Source organism: Agrobacterium tumefaciens, from assembly GCF_031801495.1.
Classification (GTDB): Bacteria; Pseudomonadota; Alphaproteobacteria; order Rhizobiales; family Rhizobiaceae; genus Agrobacterium; species Agrobacterium tumefaciens_K.
Genome location: NZ_JAOEGC010000001.1, coordinates 966,152 through 988,211, shown reverse-complemented (window position 1 = coordinate 988,211; position 22,060 = coordinate 966,152). Strand labels below are relative to the sequence as shown.

Annotated in this window: 22 protein-coding genes; 4 read left to right on the top strand and 18 right to left on the bottom strand. The window is 52.4% G+C overall.

Going from position 1 to position 22,060, the window contains the following annotated elements:
- Positions 1-97 precede the first annotated feature (97 nt).
- The 3 genes from N7578_RS04570 to N7578_RS04560 all read left to right on the top strand — a co-directional run bounded on the left by N7578_RS04570 (position 98) and on the right by N7578_RS04560 (position 3,081).
- Complete coding sequence (locus tag N7578_RS04570; RefSeq protein WP_311109113.1) at positions 98-880, top strand: 2-keto-4-pentenoate hydratase; 783 nt, start codon at positions 98-100, stop codon at positions 878-880.
- Positions 881-1,159: 279 nt separating this feature from the next.
- Positions 1,160-1,927 carry a glycosyltransferase gene (locus tag N7578_RS04565; protein ID WP_422646687.1) on the top strand — a complete coding sequence of 256 codons (768 nt, stop codon included), beginning with the start codon at positions 1,160-1,162 and terminating at the stop codon, positions 1,925-1,927.
- A gap of 26 nt (positions 1,928-1,953) precedes the next feature.
- Complete coding sequence (locus N7578_RS04560; RefSeq protein ID WP_311109112.1) at positions 1,954-3,081, top strand: glycosyltransferase family 4 protein; 1,128 nt, start codon at positions 1,954-1,956, stop codon at positions 3,079-3,081.
- Here N7578_RS04560 and N7578_RS04555 read toward each other — a convergent pair.
- From N7578_RS04555 to galE, 18 genes are all read right to left on the bottom strand, one after another.
- On the bottom strand, positions 3,061-3,933 hold the full coding sequence (locus N7578_RS04555; RefSeq protein WP_311109111.1) for an alpha-1,2-fucosyltransferase: 873 nt from the start codon (positions 3,931-3,933) through the stop codon (positions 3,061-3,063). The genes N7578_RS04560 and N7578_RS04555 overlap by 21 nt on opposite strands.
- A 22-nt stretch (positions 3,934-3,955) precedes the next feature.
- A complete protein-coding gene (locus N7578_RS04550) occupies positions 3,956-5,254 on the bottom strand; it encodes a glycosyltransferase family 4 protein (RefSeq protein WP_311109110.1) in 1,299 nt (432 codons plus the stop codon).
- The gene (locus N7578_RS04545; protein WP_311109109.1) at positions 5,251-6,234 is read right to left on the bottom strand and encodes a glycosyltransferase family A protein; all 984 of its coding nucleotides are present in this window, start codon (positions 6,232-6,234) and stop codon (positions 5,251-5,253) included. The genes N7578_RS04550 and N7578_RS04545 overlap by 4 nt, the downstream gene beginning before the upstream one ends.
- Entirely contained in the window at positions 6,234-6,980 is a 747-nt protein-coding gene (locus N7578_RS04540; RefSeq protein ID WP_311109108.1) for a methyltransferase domain-containing protein, read from the bottom strand. The genes N7578_RS04545 and N7578_RS04540 overlap by 1 nt, the downstream gene beginning before the upstream one ends.
- Before the next feature lie 88 nt (positions 6,981-7,068).
- Positions 7,069-7,692 carry an FkbM family methyltransferase gene (locus N7578_RS04535; RefSeq protein ID WP_311109107.1) on the bottom strand — a complete coding sequence of 208 codons (624 nt, stop codon included), beginning with the start codon at positions 7,690-7,692 and terminating at the stop codon, positions 7,069-7,071.
- A 73-nt stretch (positions 7,693-7,765) separates the two neighbouring features.
- Positions 7,766-8,632 (bottom strand): glycosyltransferase family 2 protein, encoded by an 867-nt coding sequence (locus tag N7578_RS04530; protein ID WP_311109106.1) that lies wholly within the window; start codon positions 8,630-8,632, stop codon positions 7,766-7,768.
- Positions 8,633-8,643: 11 nt separating this feature from the next.
- Positions 8,644-9,423, bottom strand: a complete 780-nt coding sequence (locus N7578_RS04525) for a cephalosporin hydroxylase family protein (protein WP_311109105.1) — start codon at positions 9,421-9,423, stop codon at positions 8,644-8,646.
- Complete coding sequence (locus tag N7578_RS04520; protein WP_311109104.1) at positions 9,420-10,118, bottom strand: formyltransferase family protein; 699 nt, start codon at positions 10,116-10,118, stop codon at positions 9,420-9,422. Before N7578_RS04520 ends, N7578_RS04525 begins: the two co-directional genes overlap by 4 nt.
- A gap of 41 nt (positions 10,119-10,159) precedes the next feature.
- Positions 10,160-11,272: a DegT/DnrJ/EryC1/StrS family aminotransferase gene (locus N7578_RS04515; RefSeq protein ID WP_311109103.1), complete on the bottom strand. Its 1,113-nt coding sequence runs from the start codon at positions 11,270-11,272 to the stop codon at positions 10,160-10,162.
- Positions 11,269-12,492, bottom strand: a complete 1,224-nt coding sequence (locus N7578_RS04510; RefSeq protein WP_311109102.1) for a class I SAM-dependent methyltransferase — start codon at positions 12,490-12,492, stop codon at positions 11,269-11,271. Before N7578_RS04510 ends, N7578_RS04515 begins: the two co-directional genes overlap by 4 nt.
- Entirely contained in the window at positions 12,489-13,049 is a 561-nt protein-coding gene (gene rfbC, locus N7578_RS04505) for a dTDP-4-dehydrorhamnose 3,5-epimerase (protein WP_311109101.1), read from the bottom strand. Before rfbC ends, N7578_RS04510 begins: the two co-directional genes overlap by 4 nt.
- Positions 13,046-14,122 carry a CDP-glucose 4,6-dehydratase gene (rfbG, locus tag N7578_RS04500; protein ID WP_311109100.1) on the bottom strand — a complete coding sequence of 359 codons (1,077 nt, stop codon included), beginning with the start codon at positions 14,120-14,122 and terminating at the stop codon, positions 13,046-13,048. The genes rfbC and rfbG overlap by 4 nt, the downstream gene beginning before the upstream one ends.
- Entirely contained in the window at positions 14,104-14,877 is a 774-nt protein-coding gene (gene rfbF, locus N7578_RS04495) for a glucose-1-phosphate cytidylyltransferase (protein ID WP_311109099.1), read from the bottom strand. The genes rfbG and rfbF overlap by 19 nt, the downstream gene beginning before the upstream one ends.
- A 2-nt stretch (positions 14,878-14,879) precedes the next feature.
- On the bottom strand, positions 14,880-16,127 hold the full coding sequence (locus N7578_RS04490; protein ID WP_311109098.1) for an ABC transporter ATP-binding protein: 1,248 nt from the start codon (positions 16,125-16,127) through the stop codon (positions 14,880-14,882).
- A gap of 8 nt (positions 16,128-16,135) precedes the next feature.
- The gene (locus N7578_RS04485; protein ID WP_311109097.1) at positions 16,136-16,957 is read right to left on the bottom strand and encodes an ABC transporter permease; all 822 of its coding nucleotides are present in this window, start codon (positions 16,955-16,957) and stop codon (positions 16,136-16,138) included.
- Positions 16,958-16,967: 10 nt separating this feature from the next.
- Complete coding sequence (gene gmd / locus N7578_RS04480) at positions 16,968-18,089, bottom strand: GDP-mannose 4,6-dehydratase (protein ID WP_311109096.1); 1,122 nt, start codon at positions 18,087-18,089, stop codon at positions 16,968-16,970.
- The gene (locus N7578_RS04475; protein ID WP_311109095.1) at positions 18,079-19,059 is read right to left on the bottom strand and encodes a GDP-L-fucose synthase; all 981 of its coding nucleotides are present in this window, start codon (positions 19,057-19,059) and stop codon (positions 18,079-18,081) included. The genes gmd and N7578_RS04475 overlap by 11 nt, the downstream gene beginning before the upstream one ends.
- Before the next feature lie 120 nt (positions 19,060-19,179).
- The gene (gene galE / locus N7578_RS04470) at positions 19,180-20,190 is read right to left on the bottom strand and encodes a UDP-glucose 4-epimerase GalE (protein WP_311109094.1); all 1,011 of its coding nucleotides are present in this window, start codon (positions 20,188-20,190) and stop codon (positions 19,180-19,182) included.
- A 908-nt stretch (positions 20,191-21,098) separates the two neighbouring features.
- Between galE and N7578_RS04465 the strand changes: the two genes are divergently transcribed.
- Complete coding sequence (locus N7578_RS04465; protein WP_422646667.1) at positions 21,099-21,926, top strand: MurR/RpiR family transcriptional regulator; 828 nt, start codon at positions 21,099-21,101, stop codon at positions 21,924-21,926.
- Positions 21,927-22,060 lie beyond the last annotated feature (134 nt).

The window sequence follows — 22,060 nt, the reverse complement described above, 5'->3', positions numbered from 1 at the left end:
CCCCGATACTCCGACCGCACTGTTTCGTGACCTTGGCAAACATCGCCAAATCGTGACAGCATCGGCGCAAAGCACAACGGCATGGATGATGGTGTGAATGGCGATGATTGAAGAACTTGCCCGTAAATTTGCAAACGCAGTTGCGGACGAGGAGAAAATTCCGCTGGCAACGCTTGAGCACAACGGGCTTGTCCCTAAGAGCCTCGAAGAGGCGATGGCTGTGCAGCGAGCTTTCGTCGAAACCTCTGGCAAAGCGCTGGCGGGATGGAAGCTGGCGATCATTTCCGATGGCCGGGCCGTCGCAGCGCCAATGATTGATTGTTACCAGATAGACGCAAACAGCATCGCGTCGTTTCCGGGGCAAGGTATCAGTGCGCTCGAGGTAGAGATCTGCTTCACACTTGCCGCCGATATCCCGGCCGCGACCGCCACTCCATTCAGCAGGACAGATATCCTCCGGCACATCGACAAGGTCCACCTGGGCGTGGAGTTGCTGGCTTATCGTCTTGCCGAGAAAAACCAGGTCCCCTTCCCGCTCTTTCTCGCGGATCGTCTTGCCAATCACAGTTTCGTCCTCGGACCCGAAATCGATCCCGCGATTGTCGATATATTCGCTCAGGGTAATGATGCGCTAACACATCTCACGGTCACAGAGGGTACGACGACACTTTTCGACTCGACGGTAAAACACCCGGCAATCGACCCACTGGCACCGCTCGTTGCCTTCGCCAATGCTTCCCTGAACACAGGCGGCCTCCTGAAACGAGGGCAGATCATGACGACAGGTAGTCTTTGCGGAGCGGTACCGAGCAGCCTTGACGCGGACACGCTGGTTACGCTCTCGCCCGCCGGCACCCTCACCCTCAAGCCGCAGAAATGACGGCGTTCAATCGGATCGGCTTCCATCATCTCACGCGGTGATGACCAGCAAAGCACGCCGGGCGCAGCATGTTGGAACTGCGGGCGGTTTGGCCGGCATCCTGTGGACAACCATTGCTCAAGGTACTCAGTATGGAAATCTGCCGATAGCCATTGACTGTATATATCTATTGGACGTAAGCCGCTTCATCCGCCGCGCTCTCTGAACAGCATATTGGAGTTTATTCCACTGAGCGACCTTCCAGAAAGCACCACGACTTCTCCCACGTTATCTGTGATCATGTGCGTCCATCGAACGCATCCATGGTTGATTGAAGCCATCGATAGTGTACTCGTTCAGGATGACCCCGATTTTCAGTTTCTCATTTCGGCTAACGCCTGCTCAGACGAACTTTGGCATCAACTGCAAGAACAGGTCAAACTAGATCCGAGAGTTCAGTTATTCAGGAGCGAAATCGGTCAGTTATCTTTCAATCTCAATATCCTGATTGATCGTGCCAAGAGCGATTACGTCGTACGAATGGATTCGGACGATGTGTGCGAGCCTCATCGGATAAAGAAACTGAGACGCGCTATCATTGAAGGCCAACCCGATATCATTGGCTCCTGCGTCTCCATAATCGATGAGCATGGCAACACGGTCGGTCAAATGTCATTGCCGACCAATAACGTTGAGATTGTAAGGGCCCTCCCCAGGCAAACCGTTTTTTGTCATCCCTCCGTCGCGATCCGACGACAGTTTCTGATCGACATACGCGGCTACCTAGGAGGCTTTGCGTCTGAGGATACGGACCTTTGGCTCCGGGCAAAAAGAGCCGGAGCCAAAATGCAGAATCTCTCCGAACCGCTGCTTCGGTATCGTGTGCACAGCACGCAATCCATAGGATCTAGAACGGGATATGCAGAAGTTGCGGGTCTTTGGCTTCGCGAATTCCTGTTGTCACCGAGCGCCTTTACCGGACAAGGGCTGGTTATCTCGCTTTTCAAGGCTATTGCCGCCCCCTGGCTTCCGGGAGCACGGCGTTACAGAAATCGAAAGTGGTTCTGAGAATGACCTCCGGAAATCCTAAGCTGATGTTTTTTGTGAGCGTGGATTGGTTCTTTTGCTCGCACTTTCTGCAACGCGCCATTGCCGCGAAGGATGCCGGATACGATGTTGTGCTCGTCAGCAAGTTCGAACGCCACAAAGACATCGTGGAGGCCGCTGGCATCAGGGCTATTCCGATAGAGCTTGAGCGACGCAGCCTCAATCCGATTGCGACACTGAAAGCGGCGACGGCCGTCGCGAAGATTTATCGACGTGAGCGCCCGGATATTGTCCATCACGTCGCGATAAAACCGATCCTTATTGGCGGACTGGCATCGGTATTCGCTCCACCGAAGTCGATTGTGAACGCTATTGTCGGAATGGGATACATTTTTACCGGCAACAGTTTTGTCTCGCGCCTGGTCAGACCGCTCGTTCGGCTGGGTTTCCGCCTCTTTCTCAATCCGGCTGGCAGCAAGGTCGTGTTTGAGAACAACGACGATCTCACGGATTTCGTTGAGGCAGGGGCAGTGCGAAAACAGGATGCCGTTCTCATTCGCGGCGCCGGAGTCGAGCCCAACCAGTACTGGGTGGCCGAAGAACGCCGTCTGCCACCAGTGACAATCTTCGTGGCTCGCCTGCTCTGGGACAAGGGTGCCGGTGAGCTGATTGAGGCAATTCGGCTCCTGAGGCAACGAGGTGTGGCTGGACGCTTCATTTTTGTAGGGGATCCAGACACCGATAATCCGGCATGCATCGACGCCGAGACGCTCGCGGAATGGAAAAAAGAGGGGCTGGCAGAGTTCCTCGGATATCGCAGCGATATCCCAACCCTCCTTGCTCAAAGCCACATCGCATGTCTGCCGTCTCATCGAGAAGGCCTGCCAAAGTCACTTCTGGAGGCTATGGCAGCGGGATTGCCGTGCGTGACAACAGACACCCCCGGCTGCAGGGAGGCTGTCCGAGATGAAGACAACGGTATACTTGTTCCCGCGCGCTCACCGCTTCACCTCGCGAACGCCCTTGAACGTCTGCTTTTGGATGAAGACCTGCGTCTAAGAATGGGTAGGCGTGGAAAGGAGCGTATCGAACAGGAGTTTTCGACAGAAATCGTGGTAAGGGAAACGCTGAAGCTTTACTCGGAAGTTTCCGGCTTACACTCTGATCCAAGATGACGGCACCAGATCAGACGTATCCATATCTCTTTTCTGGAACCACTGTGCAGGCGCAACCACTTTCTTGTTGCTATGTGAGCCAAGCCACGCTCCCCACCAACTCAATGAACTGTTTGCAATTACATAGCGTTGACACGCGGCCATAAGGCGGAGGTCCTCGTGAGCTTGGTTCGTCGCGTGGATGTCGACGAACGTTACCGGAATCTTGGGTACAAAATTTCCGCGAGCCCACTCTGGATCATCCGAAAAGACAAAACAATGCGGCCGTGCCAAGCCTTCAATAACGTGTTCCAAACCCAACTTATAATACTCCAGCGAACAGGTGCCATGATGCGCATTTGCAGCTTTATTGGTTACGTAGTCACCGCGCCGTATGTGCAAGCAGATCGCGTCACAGTTTCCGATCTGCTCTAGTATCGCAGCCGTCGGGGGCAAGGGCGCGTTGCGGAGTTTAAAATCCGCAGCGATCTGGTCTCGATAATTCGAGAAATACTTTTCGCTCTGAAAATAGCCATCAAGAAAGACCGGCGAGCGCAGCTCTTCGATACCTGAATCATATCGGAAGGACGTCTCCTTAAAAACGGGTAGCCCGTTCTGCCTACGCGCTATCGGCAACCGCCTTACAATTCTACTCAAAAGGTCATATTTAGGAGCTGCCTGTTTTTCACTAACCATGGTCATTGCATCGATAGCGAATGGCTCAAGTGCGTACTGCCGATCAGGGTCGGTTCCGAACCAGGAAAGTTCCAGCCTTACGGCCGAACCAGTCCTCAGTGCAACGGCTCTGGCTGCTGCATACTGAAACATCTGGTTTCCCAAGCCGCCAATCAGCGGAACAACGACCGAACTCATTCAAAACTCCGTAGTATAAATCTTAGCGCTGGGGATGCCGCTGTATCAAGGAACTAAATAAGTCCTCATACTCCTTGGCAAGGCTGGCCCAGTTGAACCTTGCTTCGCTCGCCGCTTTACCTTTCACGCCGAGTGTTGCGCGTCGCTCTCGGTCATCGAGCAGCTTTTTGATCGCACGGGCCAAGACTTCAGGCTCGGCCCGCGTATAGCCTTCTGAATCGTGCGGCGCATCGCACATCTCTCCACCGCCTGTCCAGGCAACAATTTCCGCTGTGTTGCCGACCGGAACAGTCAGGAAAGGCAGCCCGGCAGCGCAAGCTTCGTACAGCACCAAGGGCGAATATTCTATGTTCGACGCAAACACGAAGAGATCGGACTGCAGATAAGCCTGGACGAGTTTCGCTCGTGGCAAGTCCACTCGCAGCACCCGTTTTTTTCCGTAGCGACCATCATTGACGCTTGCCACCCACATCTCGATCGAATTGGCGTTGCCTCCTCGCCACCCAGCAGCAATCAAAAACATCTTCACAGAGTGCCTGAACGCATAAACCAAGCCATACGTGCGGACCAATTCCTGAAATCGTCGCAAATAAGATCGCCGATGGCCGCCATTGGACGGCTGATTGCCGTTTATGATTAGCAGAGCCTCACGCCCACCGAAATCAGCGAGCGCGAACGCACGGGCCAGTTCCAGATGACCTTTCAAGCCGGTTGCGCTACCGACAGTCAGCAGAATCTGCGTGTCTTGTTTTGCCCCGATGGAGGAGCGAAACTCCGGATCCAGATCAACTGAAAACTCTTCTGCGGCCGCGCCGTTTGGAATGACAATCGAATTGGTCAAGCCATGGTCGCGCGCAAAGTCGATGTCCCGGTAGGACTCCGCATGATATACGACGGCATCCAGTCGTCTCAGAATAGCGGGTAGTTTTTGGAAGTAGTCGGCATACGCGCTGTTATAAAGGCCTGAGTACCCGCAAGGAACGAAGACCTTCTTCGCACGTACATCCGCAAATGTTTCCCACGCGGCATCGAAAGTCCACTGCTGGGCAGCATAGAAGAAAAGGACATCGGCATCGCTTTGACGAATAAAGTCGCGATAGGCATCTATGTCGCCGCTCAGTCCGCGCACCTTATTGCCGCTGACGTTAAATCCGACGACTTTAACACCATTGATGATATCGCTGGACCTTTGCTGCAACCACGACGTGGCAACCGTGACATCGTGGCCGCGTGCAGCCAGACGTTCGGCAACTTGGCGCACAACCTCCTGCGCACCACCGATACTTGGATAGTAAAATTCCACGCAGAATAGAAGCTTCATCTGAAAAAACGCCTACGGATTGCTCGGGCCAAGGGAATTAGTCTCTGCGGTATCCAGCGCTTCGAAAAGCGGAACTCAAACAAACGTTTCATCGACTGCAGCGTCGATAAAAACTCCGCGTCGTGGTGACCATCAGCAATACGCGTTGCCGCCAGATATAAAATGCGCATGGCCCGACGGTAGCTCATTCGGGAGGCTGCCGATTCAACACCGTGGTAAATCTCAGCCAATGCTCTGCAATCTTGCATAGAATAGTTTGGTGAAACAATGGCGAAAATGTTCTCAGTCGAGAACATCAACACCTTCTCCAAGAAAGGATTCTCGCCGATTCGCGAAAGACTACCCGGCACTTCGCGGTAAATCGTGAGAACGTCTTCAAGATTAGCCACATCATGAGTACGCGCGATGCGCGACCAAAGTTCGTAGTCTTCCGGTGGGAGACGCGATTTATCGGTGCAGTAACCGCCAATCGCCACAATCGCTTCACGACGGAACATGATCGATGCATGCACGAAGGGGTTGTCGAAGAGGAGACGCAACTTCAACGCTTTGCTTGACGACGGGTGTCGATGGTATCGCTCAGTCGGTTGACTACCGACATATATCTGGGCTGCCGTACCCAGCAGAGCGATGGTTGGATTGGCGTCAAGATAACGTGCTTGCGTATCGAGCCTTAACGGCATCATGAGATCGTCATGATCGAGCCGAGCGATGTAATGGCCAATTGCAAGGGAAATCCCTCGATTCAACGTCGCCGGCAGCCCCATATTATCATGATGATAGGCCCGTATGCGCGGATCGGACAACGTCTGGAGCAACTCCCATGTGTTATCTGTGGACCCATCATCCAGCACAATCAGCTCGAAATCACCCATGGTCTGTGAAAGCACAGACTGGATCGCGTCATTCAGCAGTTCCGCCCCATTATAGACAGGCAGGATGACGCTAACTTTCGGCGAGGATTGCTGCATGCTTTCCATCAAGCGTTGGCACCACCACGGATTGCTGTCACATGAAGGCCAAAGCTGAGAAGCTCTTTGCTTCCCTTGTCATCTGCAGAAAACTTTTCCAAGGCTGCGAGCAGGATCTTTAGCGCTAAGCGTTGCAACTTGGTCAACGATGTGCCCGTGTATTGCTGAGCACATTGATCGACGCGTCTGAGTTCTTGGCCCACAAACTCAAAGAAGTTACCGTTTTCCGTGATCTCAATATCGACAAAACCCATACGCTCCAAGTGATGCAAGTAGTAATACCGATTGAAGCCAGTTGCAAAATGATACGGCGCAAAGTGCGTCAGACTGCCGAAAGGTGCCGTCAGAATCAGTCGTCCGCCTGGGCGCAATAGACGGGCAAACTCCTTGAGAGCGGGGGTCGCATCCGGTAAATGTTCAAGTACCTCAGTACAAAGAATTGCATCGAAGGAGCCATCTGGTTCTGGAACATCACAAATATCAGACACGATATCGATTGCAGAGGTGTCCCAGGTTCCCGTCTGTAGCCCGGCATCATTTCCCGAGCCGTCGTATTGCGCCAAGTCCTGAGAAACATAATTGAGGTGTTTGCAAAAACGCCGGAATTGGCATTCGCCGGCCCCCGCGTCAAGAAGGCGTGCTCCCGTCGGCACAGACTGAAGTGTCTGCTCAATCCATTTTTCCCGTACGGCAGCATTGTGGGTGCCGACAGTTATGTTCTTGTCTGCACCAAGTACTCTCTTAATGAAACTCAATGCCAAATCCTCATCAGGCCGACGCCGGGTACCCCATAATGGTCCGTGCAAATGAAACATGAAGTTCGCGTTTTTAGTTTGGCGCCAATCAATGCCGGTTGAGCCATTTGTGTTCATCCACAAATATGGAGTTTATGTAGGTGTCGGCATAAAGCTTGTAGCCTTTCCCCAATATGAGATCGCGTATGTCTTCAAGCTTTATCTCGTCCCGCGATTCGCTGAAGGTCAACGTCTCGACACAGATGACGGTTGGCCGGATTCTGTCGAAATCGATGGAGCTTATAATCTCGAAGTCCATCCCTTCGACATCTACCGACAGCAAGTCAGGAGACGCGCCATCAAAATGATCGGTTACAATCTGTTCGACAGTAAGAACTTCGATGCTATCGACGCGCACTATCTTATGCATGCCGGTTTCGGCATAGCGATTTGCTTCCGATTCTGAAAACGTATTTAGTGTCGGCGTCGACATCACGTAGAAAGGCAGACTTGGCGATGGCGCATCAGCAACTCCCACGTTCAATAGCGTCTCGTTCGGCCGCTCCCGGACTAGGGCGCGGAGAAGATCTGGATCAGGCTCGATCGATACCCCCTTACAACCCTTGAGATAAAAGAAGTAAGTGTTGTTGAACATCCGAGGATCGTTCGCACCTATGTCCAAATAGGTCGGCGCGGAGATTTGCAGCGCCCGAAAAATGAAATCGATAATCATATCCTCTCCGGATTGAGAGAACGAAATCCGGCCATGATGCTTCGTGAGCAGACGCTGGCAAAACCGTATAATCTTATTTTTCATTGTTTCTCGAATACTGTTCTCTAACTCGCGCGCGATGATGTTTCTTAAGGGTCTGCACCAGCTTCACTATGGCGACAAAAAGAGAGAATTTGCCAAAAGATGAGATTTTTGGGCAACGCAACGTTTCTTTAAGCGCATGCACTAGGAACCCACGAAACTGAAGCTTTGCTACGGCGGGATTTGCTAGTTTGATTTCATACTCAAGCGAGTGCACACCCGCACGATAGCGCGCTCCCGCCACGGTTTTTACCCCTTGATCCAACAAGATTGAATAGACGAGCGCGCAGTCCCAAAAGTCGAAATTTTCAGCAGGAATATTGGCGCGTAAGCATTCCGTCTTATGAAGACCATAAATCATGCTAGGCTGCAGATTGGCAATAAATGCCTCCGCATTTTTGTAAACAGGCTTATCGGGATCGAGCCTCGGCACTTCGGTGAGTAGTACCTTGTTTTGAGCATGAAACACAGTTTCGAAATTTCCACTCACGAGCCCAGCAGAACCAATGTTCGCTAAATAAAACTCTATGCAGTCAGGTGACCATTCGTCATCGTCAGCTGCCCACATGAAAAACTCACCTCTCGCCTCCCTAAGCACAAAGAGAAAATTTGGCATTGCCCCAATGTTCGAAGGCTGCCTAAATGCCCTAATACGGGAGTCTTTTGAAGCATAACTAGCGATAACACCAGCGACACTTGGATTAGTTGACGCATTGTCCGAGACTATAATCTCAATGTTTTTATGGGTTTGCGCTAGTAACTTCTTAAGCGCAAGCTCAAGCAAATCTGCCCGATTGTAAGTTGGAACGCCCACACTCACTAATACATCGTAAAGAGGAATTTGGTCTCTATTTCCCATATTGGTATTTCTTAAGACCGGCGACGCAGATAGCCGTCCGGCGCGACAGTCAATAGCAGCTTATTCTGGAACGATTTGTCTATCTCAAACTCAGAGTGGGATTTAAGAAACTCGTGCACAGCGGTCTTCGGGTTATCGCTGGGTCCCCAAGGTCGATCTGGGAACATTGATTTGGGCAAATCCTCAACCACGGTATCAAACACAACGCAATAGCTACCCACACTTGTTAGCGAGGCATATGCATTCAACTCGGCCAGTACGTGATCGTGTGTATGGTTGCTGTCCAAGCAAACAAGTACACGATTGTAGTCCTTCGCTATTTCATGAACATGGCTTACAACATCTTCAGAAACGCTAGACCCTTGAATCATCGTAATTCGAGAAGACATCGGGTGCGCTTCAATTGCTGCACGGTTATGTTCTCGAATGTCAATGTCTACGCCAACAACGCGACGTGACGACTTTCGGGGGTCCAATTTGCTGCCACTCTCTATAGCTTCCGCCATGTCGAGCAATGCAAGCATTGACGCGCTTAAAATCAGCGACCCGCCGTGCGCAATGCCGGTCTCGATAATTAGGTCAGGCTTAATTTCCCAAATCAGTTCCTGCATAGCAACAATATCCTGCGGATATTGAATGATTGGACGCCCCATCCAATCGAAGTGGTAAGAATAACGTAGACTATTAACGGTCTCTAGGAAGGCACGCGACTCCGATTGCGCTCGCTCGTTCTGACCCATGGCCTCGATTTCGTAGATGCGCTGTTGCTTGAATTCATCATGCGGGTTCATGGATTTACTTTCTTGATCTCGATAGAAATTTCGTAACGTTGCCCATCTACCTCAAACCAACAGCCTGGATGCGGGTGGAACGTACGGGCACGAAGCACATTTAACAACTCGTCAGCCCGATAGTGTTGATCCAGCACTATTTTGCTAGCCATTTCGAGTTCTGACGCACGATGGAATGTGGCTAATTCATCTAGCTGCGGAACCGCCAAGAATTTTCCACCGCGAATTCTTGGCCACGTTCGCTCAAACAACTCCACCATCGCTGACTGCGCCTTCTCGTACAGCGTTTTGCCAGTATCGGTCCAATCGTATGTGATCGCTTGCTGAGCGATAATATCCCCAGTGTCTACGCCATCATCTACTTTATGCAGCGTTACTCCAAAGGGAGAATTTTCCACCAATGCCCAGAAATTATAATTCTTGCCACGATTGAACGGGAGCAAGCTAGGATGAGTGTTGATAAAGCCCAGCTTAGCAACACCCAGCAGTGGCTTTTTGATGATTTTAGGCCACCAAGCTAGCACGCCAAGGTCAAGTTCGGTAGGTAAATCCGATACAATCTGTTCTTCGCTCTCAAAGTGGATAACACGCAATCCCGCCGCATCCGCAATGCGCGATATTGTATCATCTGAGTTAACGACAACGGCCGCTAGATCGTTACGAAAGTTAGCGATTAGAAATTCGGCAATCGCCAAACCCACGTTCCCGTGCGCAAACAAAGCCATTCGCATAAGCATCAAGCCTCGCCTACCACACCGCGCACCACATTCACCACCCGCCTCAAATCCTCCTCAGCAATATCGTGATAGGAAGGAAGATTAATTGCGCGCTGTGGAATATCCCAAGAATGGACGTTGCTCGGGACCGGTTCGAAAAAAGGCAACGAGCTCAACGGCCAAAAAAAGACACGAGCGTCTATGTTCTCATTTTTGAATGCGTGCTGTAGGCGCTCGCGCGTGACGCCGGAACGGTGCGAAAATACCAATGTAGGCATCCATGCGCCGATAGTTGTTCCATCATGCTCAGCGTTGATGGTGACATCGGGTAACGAAGCAAGATGGTCTCGGTAAAACTGAAAAATAGAGCGCTTTCGGCCAATTAGCTCCTCGACACGCTCCATCTGCCCCACACCAAGCGCCGCCTGAATGTTGGACATTTTAAATTTGAAACCCAGCTCATCAGGCCAGAACTGCCGTTCTTGGTTACGTGCGCGACCGTGGTTACTGAGTGTCAAAGCACGTTCGAAGAGACTTACATTGTTGGTAACAAAGATGCCACCTTCGCCGGTAGTGATGGTCTTTGTACCATGAAAAGAAAATGCACCGAACAAGCCAAGCGAACCTGCGCGACGCCCCCGATATACTGAGCCGATTGCTTCTGCTGCATCTTCGATGACCGGTATCTGATATTTGCTGCCAATAGCCAGCAAATCCTCCATTGCACAAAGATTTCCATAAAGGTGTACGGCAAGAATAGCCTTCGTACGCGGCGTAATAGCGCGCTCTACGGCAGCCGGATCCAAGCACCATGTATCAGGCAGGATATCCACGAAAACTGGCTTCGCACCTAAGTGAACAATAGGCGCGGCCGACGCAATCCAATTTGTGTCGGCCAAAATTACTTCATCTCCAGAAGTTATACCGGCAGCAGCCATACCTATGTGCATCGCACCGGTACAGCTCGAGGTAGCTATTGCGAATTCGACACCAAGATGATCTTTAAAAGCTCTCTCGAAACGATCTATATAGTCATAGCACTGGTCACCCCAACCGTTTGCGGCAGCGTCACTCGCGTATCTGACTTCTAGGTCGGTGATTGAAGGACGTGTGTAATGGATACGCGTCTTCATATAACCTCCAACCTCGGAACCAATGTCACCATCTGGGTTCCCAAATTAACAAGATCCGCATTTTGCGCACGGACTTCGTTTGCTATATTCCATGGGAATATGATCACAAAGTCAGGACGATTTTTCCGCAGAATGTCCGGTGTCACGATCGGCAAATGGCTTCCAGGCATGAACTTGCCCTGTTTCGATGGCGCGGCGTCGGCCACGAATGGCAGAAGATCAGGTTTGACACCCGCAAAATTCATCAACGTATTGCCTTTTGCGGCGGCGCCGTAAGCCCCCACACGCTTGCCGGCTTTCTTCTGCTCGATCAGAAAATCCAGAAATCCGAGTTTTACTTGCTCGGCCCTTCCTTGGAAATCCTCATACACTTTCAGCGACAGAAGGCCGGCCTTTTCTTCATTTTCAAGCAAGTCGGAAACGGCCTGTGCAATCGGTCGACTGTCCTCTGCGTGACAGCCGAAAACGCGCAGGCTACCACCATGTGTCGGCAACTCTTGTACATCCCAAACCTTCAAGCCCGCTGCCTTGAAGATCCTGCTTACAGACGTCAGCGATAGATAGGAGAAGTGCTCGTGATAGATCGTATCGAACTGAACCTCTTGAATGAGACGTAGCAGATGCGGAAATTCAAGCGTGATGGTTCCACTGGCTTTCAACGCGGTTTTCAAGCCGCGTGTGAAGTCATTGATGTCAGGGACGTGCGCATAGACATTGTTTCCCACGATCAGATCCGCTTGCTTGCCCTCGGCGCGCAAACGACGAGCAAGCACTTCGCCGAAAAACTCACGCGTTACGGGAACGCCCAGCGCTTCGGCGGCGGCCGCTGTGCTGGCTGTCGGCTCGACCCCAAGGCACGGAATGCCCCATTCCACGAAGTTCTTCAGAAGGTAACCATCGTTGGAAGCAACCTCGATGACCAAGCTGCGCTCATCGAGTGCCAGGCGAGAGCGGATTTCGTCGCAGTACCGCCGCGCATGAGCCAGCCATCCAGTTGAGGTGCTCGAGAAATACGCATAGTCAGCATCAAAAAGTTCGCCAGCATCCGTATAGTCCAATGTCTGCACAAGCCAGCATTCTGTACATACCATGACCTTGAGAGGATACGTCTTTTCGGGCCTGCTCAAGCCCTCAAGCGTGAGATAGCTATTTGAAGGGGGCGCGTGGCCGAGGTCGACAAAACTGTGCTCGAGCGGCGTTGAGCAGTGGCGGCAATTCATAGTCTGACACCCGTAAACGATGGCGTAAGTGCAGGACGCTGGTTATCACGCTCAGAAATTTCAGCAATGGGCAGTGGCCAGGAAATCCCCAGTTTTGGATCTTGCGGGTGCACCCCAGCTTCGGCTTGCGGCGTGTAAGGCTCTGAATGACAGTATAGAAGTTCCGCACCATCGGACAACACCTGAAAACCATGTGCAAACCCCTCTGGAATCAGAAAGGCCCGGCGGTTTTCGGCCGAGAGATGTTCCGCGTGCCAATGTAAAAAGGTGGGGGAGTTGGTTCTCAGGTCGACGGCAACGTCCCAGACTTCGCCCCGAATACAACTGACAAGCTTCAGCTCCGCATGCGGCGGGGTTTGGAAATGCATACCCCGCAATGTTCCACGACGTTCAGTCCGCGTGTGGTTGATCTGTGCAATGGGTTTGTGCCAGCCTGCGGCGCTCAGCTCATCGCTGCAAAACACGCGGCTTAAAAAGCCGCGGCTATCACCAATCTGGCCGCGGTCGATCAACATCAAGCCGTCGATCGGACACGTCGTTAACGAAAAACGGCTCACTCGCCACGCTCCCAGGCATCCATATCCATCTCGCAGAGGACACGCGCCGATTCCCCAGCGTACTGTCGGCGATACCAGTCGATGGTGCGCGTGACTGACTGCTGAAGATTCCAGCGCGGACGTACTTTTAGCAGTTCCCGCGCTTTCGCCGTCTCCAGCGACAACCGTCCAGCTTCATGTGGTCCGCCAAGATCACCGTATTCAACTTCGGCGCCAGCCCATGCCGTTCGTGCAAGTTCTATAACAGTGCGCACGCTCGCCGCCTCTGCGGGATCCGGCCCGAAGTTCCAGGCATCCGCAAACTCAACGTGCGACCACAGCGCTTCGGCGAGGACCAAATAGCCTGTCACAGGTTCCAAAACATGTTGCCAGGGCCGGATCGCAGAGGGATTGCGGATGGACAACGAGGCGCCATCTTGCCAAGCGCGAATTGCATCCGGAAGCAATCGATCCTGCGACCAGTCTCCGCCACCAATGACGTTGCCAGCACGCGCACTCGCAATTGCCAAGCCGCGCGCCTGCAAAAAGGACTTGCGGTAACTGGCAATGACAATCTCGCTGGCCGCCTTACTCGCACTATAGGGGTCATGTCCGCCAAGCCCATCAGTTTCACGATATGGCCAGTTCCATTCTCGATTCTCGTAAACCTTGTCCGTTGTTACCATCACTGCAACACGACAATCAGGCGTTGACCGCAAGGCTTCTAGCAAATGCGCCGTACCCATGACATTAGTTGCAAATGTATCGACCGGATGCTTATAGCTCGCCCGCACCAAAGGCTGGGCCGCGAGATGCAGGACGATTTGTGGCTGGGCGTCTTGCACCAAGTGCTCGAAACGAGGGCGATCTCGGATATCACAGATAAGCGTTTTGCAGCAGGAGCCGACATCATCCAATCGATGCAGGCTTGGCGACGTTTCCGGTTCAAGACTGATGCCTGTGATGTCGGCACCCAGCCGATTCAGCATCAGTGCCAGCCAGCTGCCCTTGAAGCCTGTATGACCAGTGATCAGAACACGTTTGCCGACCCAGAATTCGGGCGACGGCCTGGCACTCATCTCCACACCTTCCATGGTGCAGCTCCATTTAGCCAGAGGTCTTCCAAGGCATTCTTCTCCCGGAGGGTGTCCATAGCTGCCCAGAAACCGGTGTGCTCATATGCCATCAGTTGTCCTGCCGCAGAAATCTTAGTCAGCGGCTCAACCTCCCAGCTTGTACGGTCGCCCTCAATGTAATCCAGCACTTTCGGCGACAGAATGAAGTAACCGCCATTAATCATACCACCATCGCCGCGAGGTTTCTCAATAAAACCTTTGACTTCATTACCCTCGCGCTTGAGCGCTCCATAACGCCCGGGCGGCGAAACGGCCGTGACCGTCGCGAGCTTTCCGTGTGCACGATGAAAAGCAATTGCGGCCGTAATATCGACATCAGAAACACCATCGCCGTACGTAAAGCAAAAAGCTTCTTCGTCTTTGACATAATCGCTAACGCGTTTCAAACGTCCACCAGTCAACGTGTCATCACCCGTATCTACAAGGGTCACACGCCAAGGCTCCGCCTTCTGCTGATGAACAATCATGCGATTATCAGCCATGTCGAACGTCACGTCCGACATGTGCAGAAAATAGTTCGCGAAGTATTCCTTGATCACATAACCTTTATAGCCGCAGCAGATCACAAAATCATTGACACCATGGGCAGCGTAAATTTTTAGGATGTGCCAAAGGATAGGCTTACCACCTATCTCGACCATTGGCTTCGGCTTCAGATGCGTCTCTTCGGAGAGCCTTGTCCCAAACCCGCCCGCTAAAATTACCGCTTTCAATTTTACGCCTCCTCAACCTTCCACTGCAGGCGTGGTCGCACGACGCCAGGCATTACATTTGCGTATCCATGGCGGCCGACACTGCCATCCATCGAGTCTCGGACATTAAAAGTCATGGCACTCGGCTCGAAAAAGTGAATTGTGAGCCCCGGCGCATAAGAGCTAATTGCCAATCCAACAAAGTAACTACCCTCATTCAGGAAATCACCCGGAATGTAGCAACTCGCCTCGTAGTCACCGGGTGCGAGTTCGTTCAAAACATCGGGCGTACTCACAAAGGCATATGTGCCGCCAGGCACAACGAAATGAAAATTAGGCATGAAACGAATGCCTGATCTGCTTTTCACACGAAAGCCCATCTTGACCCGTATTGATTTCCGGATATCGGCTTCCAAAATGGGCTGATCATCCTCATTGAGGACCTCGCCGTACAAAAGCTGTACATGTTCGTCAGCTACGGTCTTCCCTTGCCTTTGAAAGTCAACCCGGCCGACCGACTCCGCATCGCCCCCCAAATACTCAACGATAACCTCCGACGGCCTGCCCTGTTTCCGAATTTGCCCCCCATCCAACAAAATACATTGATTACAAAGGGAGGTTACGGTTTGCATACTGTGGCTGACAAAGATAACCGTTCGACCACCAGTACTAATATCTTGCATCTTGCCGAGACATTTTTTCTGGAATTCCGCATCGCCAACGGCCAGCACTTCGTCCACAATCAGAATCTCAGGATCAAGATGTGCGGCAACCGAGAAGGCTAACCGCATATACATCCCAGACGAATAATGTTTGACTTGTGTCTCAAGAAAACGCTCGACACCTGCAAAACTGACGATCTCGTCAAACTTACGTCGAACCTCAACACGGCTCATCCCAAGGATAACGCCGTTGAGAAAAATATTCTCTCTTCCGGTAAGTTCGGGATGAAAACCTGTTCCGACCTCAAGTAGACTTGATACGCGTCCGCGCAAGCGTATTTCGCCTGTCGTCGGCTCGGCCACACGACTCAACAACTTAAGTAGCGTGGACTTTCCAGCACCGTTCTTACCGATTATACCGACCTTATCGCCCTCAGCGATCTCGAATCCAAGATCGCGCAACGCCCAAAACTCCTGGCGAGGTCCCGCCTTTCGAGGAAACTCTTTAACAAAACTCATGATCTCATCACGCAGGAGTTGATTCCGGCGATTGCTGCCTTTGATCATATAGCGCTTGCCGAGGCCCTCGACGCGTACCGAATAACTCATATCAGACCTCAGATTATGTCAACGATATCGCGTTCGACGTGGCGGAAATACATGATGCCGGTCACGATTAGCAAAAGCGCAAGAACAGACGAGTATGCCAAGGTCCAGACCTGGAACGGGTACTGTTCGCCGAAGAGTGCAAAACGAAAGCCGTCAACCAAGCCAACTATCGGATTCAGACCGTAAACGGTACGCCAAGTTTCCGGTATAGCTCCCGAGGAAAAACCAATTGGCGACAGATATAGGCCAAACGTAACCAGGAACGGCATTATGAATGAAACGTCCCGATATTTTGCGTTCAACGCGGCCGCCCAGATCCCTATGCCAACAGTCAGCATTGCCAGCGCCAACACGACCAAAGGTACAAGCATTATTGTCGGCTTCAGGCCGACGCCGAACCAGAGAAGCATTCCACACAAAAGCAGCACAGTGATCAACAGGTCAACCAAGTTGGCGATCACACAGCTTGCAGGGACAACAAGCCGAGGAAAATAAACCTTACTGATCAGCGTCGAGTTGGCGACAAGGCTATTACCACAATCATTGACGGTGTTCGCGAAATACAGCCAAAGCGTTATTCCAGACAGCACAAGTAGCGGGTACGGAATTTCACCCGAGGGTAGGCGCGCGATCTTCCCAAATACGAGCGTAAATACCATCGTTGTTAGGACCGGCCGCAAAACAGCCCAAGCAATCCCCAGTACAGCCTGCTTATACTTAACGACGATGTCGCGCCAAGCAAGAAAGACCAGTAGCTCTCTCGCCCCCCACAGCGCCTTCAACGCGGATTTTGCGCCGGTGGAATTTGCCGACAGAACAGTTTCTCTCATAGCAATGAATCTACTCGCGATTTACAGTGAAGGCGTAGCCGTGGCTCCTTAGGAGCGCTCCCTGCCGGGCCTGCTCAATGTCATGCGCAACCATTTCCCGACACATCTCCTGAACGGTAATCTCCGGAACCCAACCTAACTTTTCACGTGCCTTTGTTGGGTCTCCGAGCAAGGTTTCGACTTCCGTGGGCCGGAAATAGCGTGGGTCTACTCGAACCACGACATCGCCGACCTTCAGAGCTGGCGCCTTGTCGCCATCGATATGCTCGACAACCGCGTATTCGTCCACGCCTGCGCCCTTGAACGCAAGCGTTATGCCGAGTTCGGCGGCAGACCACTGGATGAATTGCCTTACGCTGTACTGCACACCTGTGCCAATGACAAAGTCCTCTGGGTGTTCCTGTTGCAACATCATCCACTGCATGCGGACGTAGTCACGTGCGTGGCCCCAGTCGCGCAACGCATCCATGTTGCCCATATAGAGACAGCGATCCAGGCCCAAAGCGATGTTGGCAATCCCGCGCGTTATCTTTCGCGTCACGAACGTCTCGCCTCTACGCGGGCTTTCATGATTGAAGAGGATGCCGTTGCAAGCATAGATTCCGTAAGCTTCCCGATAATTCACGACAATCCAGTAGGCATAGAGCTTGGCGACGGCATAAGGTGACCGCGGATAGAACGGTGTCGTTTCTTTCTGCGGCGTTTCCTGAACAAGCCCGTACAGTTCGCTGGTGCTCGCCTGGTAGAAACGAGTCTTCTTGTCGAGGCCTAGAATCCTGATGGCCTCGAGAAGCCGAAGAGTACCGAGTGCATCGATGTCGGCTGTATATTCGGGACTCTCGAAGCTGACGGCGACGTGGCTCTGGGCGCCCAGATTATAAATTTCGTCCGGCTGCACCTGCTGAATGATCCGCACCAGATTGCTAGTATCGGAAAGATCGCCGTAGTGCAGCGTGAAGCGTTGATTTTCGGTGTGAGGGTCCTGGTAGATGTGATCCACCCGGTTGGTATTGAAGCTGCTCGAGCGCCGTTTGATACCGTGTACCTCGTAGCCTTTTTCCAGAAGGAATTCGGCAAGATACGACCCATCCTGTCCGGTAATGCCCGTAATGAGCGCCACTTTACTTTTCATTGCTTGCGCTCCGATCCAAAAAATCATCGTAGGCGATCGCCAGTCCCTCCAGCAGTGACACCTTGGCTTCCCAGCCCATATTGTTCAGCCGGGTACTTAACATCAACTTCCGTGGAGTTCCATCTGGCTTGGAAGTGTCAAACCCGATCTCGCCGTTATAACCAGTGACCTGGCCGATCGCTTCTGCCAACTCGCGTATGGTTACATCTTGTCCATATCCGACATTAATGTGGCTGAGCATAGGTTGCGTGTTCTGGGAATAGGTTTCCTTATCCAGATTCATCACGTGAACGCTCGCCTCTGCCATGTCGTCGACGTACAGAAACTCGCGACGCGGCGTACCAGTGCCCCAAATCTGTACTGAAGGCGTTTGGTGTATCTTGGCCTCATGAAATCGACGGATCAGTGCAGGAATGACGTGTGAATTTTCGGGGTGGTAGTTGTCACCCGGCCCGTAGAGATTCGTCGGCATGACGCTCCGGTAATCTATGCCATGCTCGCGTCCATACTGGCGATTATAGCTTTCGCAGAGCTTGATCCCCGCAATTTTTGCGATCGCGTAAGGCTCGTTTGTCGGCTCCAACTCGCCAGTAAGCAATGCGTTCTCACTCATGGGCTGCGGAGCGAGCTTGGGATAAATGCAGCTAGAGCCGAGAAACAGAAGTTGCTTTACCCCCGACCGGAAGGCAGCATCGATCACGTTCGCTTCCATCATCAGGTTTTCATAGATGAATTCCGCAGGATACGTGTTGTTAGCGTGAATACCGCCGACTTTCGCGGCAGCAAGATAAACCTGGTCCGGCTTCTCGGTTTCGAAAAATTTCCGCACATCGGCCTGTACAGTTAGATCCAACTCGCGGTGAGTTCGCGTAACGATGTTTGCCTGCCCCATCCGCTGCAGTACGCGCACGATCGCGGAACCCACCATGCCACGGTGGCCGGCGACGTAAATCTTTAGCGCTTCAGTCATTGTTCACTCCACGTGCGGACAATCTGCGTTTCGTTATTGACGGTCGGTCATGCTTATCTGCACAACAGCTATCCTAACACCCAGATCCCGCGATTTAGCTCGTTTCGGTCTCTGATGACACTAGACGTTGGCTTTATCAACGGCTTGCTGGAATCGCCATGTGCTTGAACACATCTCATCCAGCGTCCTGCTTGCGGTCCAACCAAGCAACTCACGCGCCTTTTTCGGGTTGGCGTAGCACGACGCGACATCTCCAAGGCGACGCGGCATCACTTCGAATGTCACTTTTCGACCGCTGGCATTTTCGAAGAATTTGATCATCTGCAGAACGCTGTAGGCTTGACCTGTGCCTAAATTGATTGCGTGCCAGCCAGCATTTGACCCCAAAAATCGCAATGCCATCGCATGCCCCTCAGCGAGGTCCATGACGTGGATGTAGTCCCTTAGTCCGGTTCCATCCGGCGTGTCGTAGTCGTCTCCGAACACACTGAGAATAGCCCTTGTTCCCGCTGCAACTTGCGCGATGAACGGTACGAGATTGTTGGGTTTTCCCGAAGGCTTCTCTCCAAGAAGCGCGGTTTCATGCGCGCCCACGGGATTGAAATAGCGCAGGCATGCAATATGCCATTCGGGGTCGGAGGCCGCGAGATCGCTTAGCATTTCTTCGATGTGAAGCTTGCTGCGCCCATAAGGGTTGGTGGCGCTTGTCGGGTGGCTCTCGTCGATCGGCAGATATTGAGGCTTGCCATATACCGTGGCACTGCTGCTGAAAACCAGCGTCTTGACGCTTTCCGCTTTCATTGCCTCCAGTAGGCTTATCGTTCCCGTCACGTTATTTGCATAATATTCAACAGGCTTTTCGACAGATTCACCAACTGCTTTCAGGCCTGCGAGGTGAACAACTGCATCAATCTGGTACTCCCGAAGCGTAGCTTGGAGGAGATCAGTGTCGCGAATGTCTCCACATACGAAACTGCAGGATCTGCCCACGATCTCACCAATATGATTCGCAACAGCTGCTGTGCTATTGGACAGATTATCATATAGAACGACATCATGGCCGAGCTCAGCAAAAACCACGGCGACATGACTGCCGATGTAACCTGTTCCACCTGTCAAAAGAATGTTCATTGAAAGCCCAATAAGGTTGCGACTGATGCCCTCGACGTGGGCTACACTGCCCGGCATATACATAAGTGATTTATATCACGCCACAGGAAACGCGTCGCGATGACCATGCGATAACTGCCAATCAGTAGACTGCTTCGGAAGAGGTCAGAATGTCGCTTCGATCTGAATGACATCTTACGCTCGACGCACTGCTGCCTGCTAGCTTGTCATCCAGGAAACATCTCGAGAAACTGGCTCCTCTGGCGTGAGTGTGCGTTTCATTCTCCGTTGCAGGGAACTGGTATCCGCAGTTACGACTTATCCGAAGGCGAATGTGTGTTATCTCATAACTTTTCCGAAAAGTAGCCGTACAGTTGAGCGTCTGGACGCCCCCGCAGCTAAACTTAATCATCTTTAACTGCGTGCGCGATATTTTCGACTTCTTGCCGCACACCTCATCAAGGCAACCGGGTTCAGCACAAAATCCACAGTGTTAAATCGCTCGTTCAGCTTCACAGAACAAAAACATAACCCACTGATGTCTTATAGGTTTCAGCCAGATCGATTTAGGCCGTACTTTGTCCTGCCGGATTGTTTGACGTTGCGAGATCGGACGAAGATACCCGCGGTGATGGACGACATGGGCCAATGGCAACAGGCGTCTCACCGCTAGAATCTTCAAGCAACACTCGCGCAAGAGAGGCGAAACCTACCACGTGCTTGTACCGCTAACGTCCGCCGCCGCCTTCCTTCAGCCTAGCGTCGGCTCTTTTTGGCCGAGTGGTCGAAGCATCGTCAAGTGGAAGCGGCGGTTTGAGCAAACACGAGCATCAGCATTTCGCCGGGAGACGACAATGCGAGAGCCACAGCACCAAAAACATCATGGAATAAAAATTCCATTCCGTTAAAATGAGTCGCTATCACAGGGAATGGAACGAACAATGACCGTCATCGAGGCTCCGGGTTCAGTCAAGGCGTTTGAGGAAAGGTTGCATCAGGTGGCAGAGGGTCTGCCCAAGCGTCTGCGGCAATGCGCTGACTACGTGGCATCCAATCAGGACCGTATTGCCGTTTCGACGGTGGCGGAAATGGCGGATGGTGCTGGCGTTCAGCCCTCTGCCTTCATGCGTTTCTGTCAGATCATGGGCTTTTCCGGTTTTTCGGAAATGCAACGCCTGTTTCGGGATTCCTACGTCGGCGGCTGGCCAGACTATGCCACCCGGCTGTATCATCTGCGCGAAAAAGGCGACGAGAGCGCTTCGGGTCTGCTTGCAGAGTTTGTCGAGGCTGGCCGCGCATCGCTAGAATCGCTGTTGAAATCGGTCGATACCCGTCAGCTTGATGAAGCCGTTTCCGTACTTGCGAAGGCGAAAACGGTCCATATCATCGGCCTGCGCCGCTCTTTTCCGGTTGCGAGCTACCTGGCTTATGCGTTCGAGAAAATGAAGGTGCCTGCCGTGCTTCACAGCGCCGTAGGCGGGCTTGGCAATATCAGCGCAATCTCACCCGATGACGCCCTGATCGCGATCACCTTTTCTCCCTATTCCACGGAAACGCTCGATCTTGCGGAGGCCGCGCGCGCCAAAGGCATACCCGTTATCGCACTCTCAGATTCGGCCGTTAATCCACTGCGAAAATCCGGTGCAACGCTGCTGACCGTAACGGAAATCGATTTCGGTGCTTTTCGGTCGCTTTCCGCCACGCTTTGCGTCGCGATAACGCTTGCGGTGGCCGTTGGAGCAAAGAAAACAGCCTGAATATTTTGATTGAAAATCGAAAAAATAGAATTTATGCTCCAAATTAATGAAACGGCATTCCAAAGCTGCCGTTTTCTCAAAGCGCCAGATGATGGCGGGAAAGACAGATGAGCAGAGGAGGCTCGTCTGACATC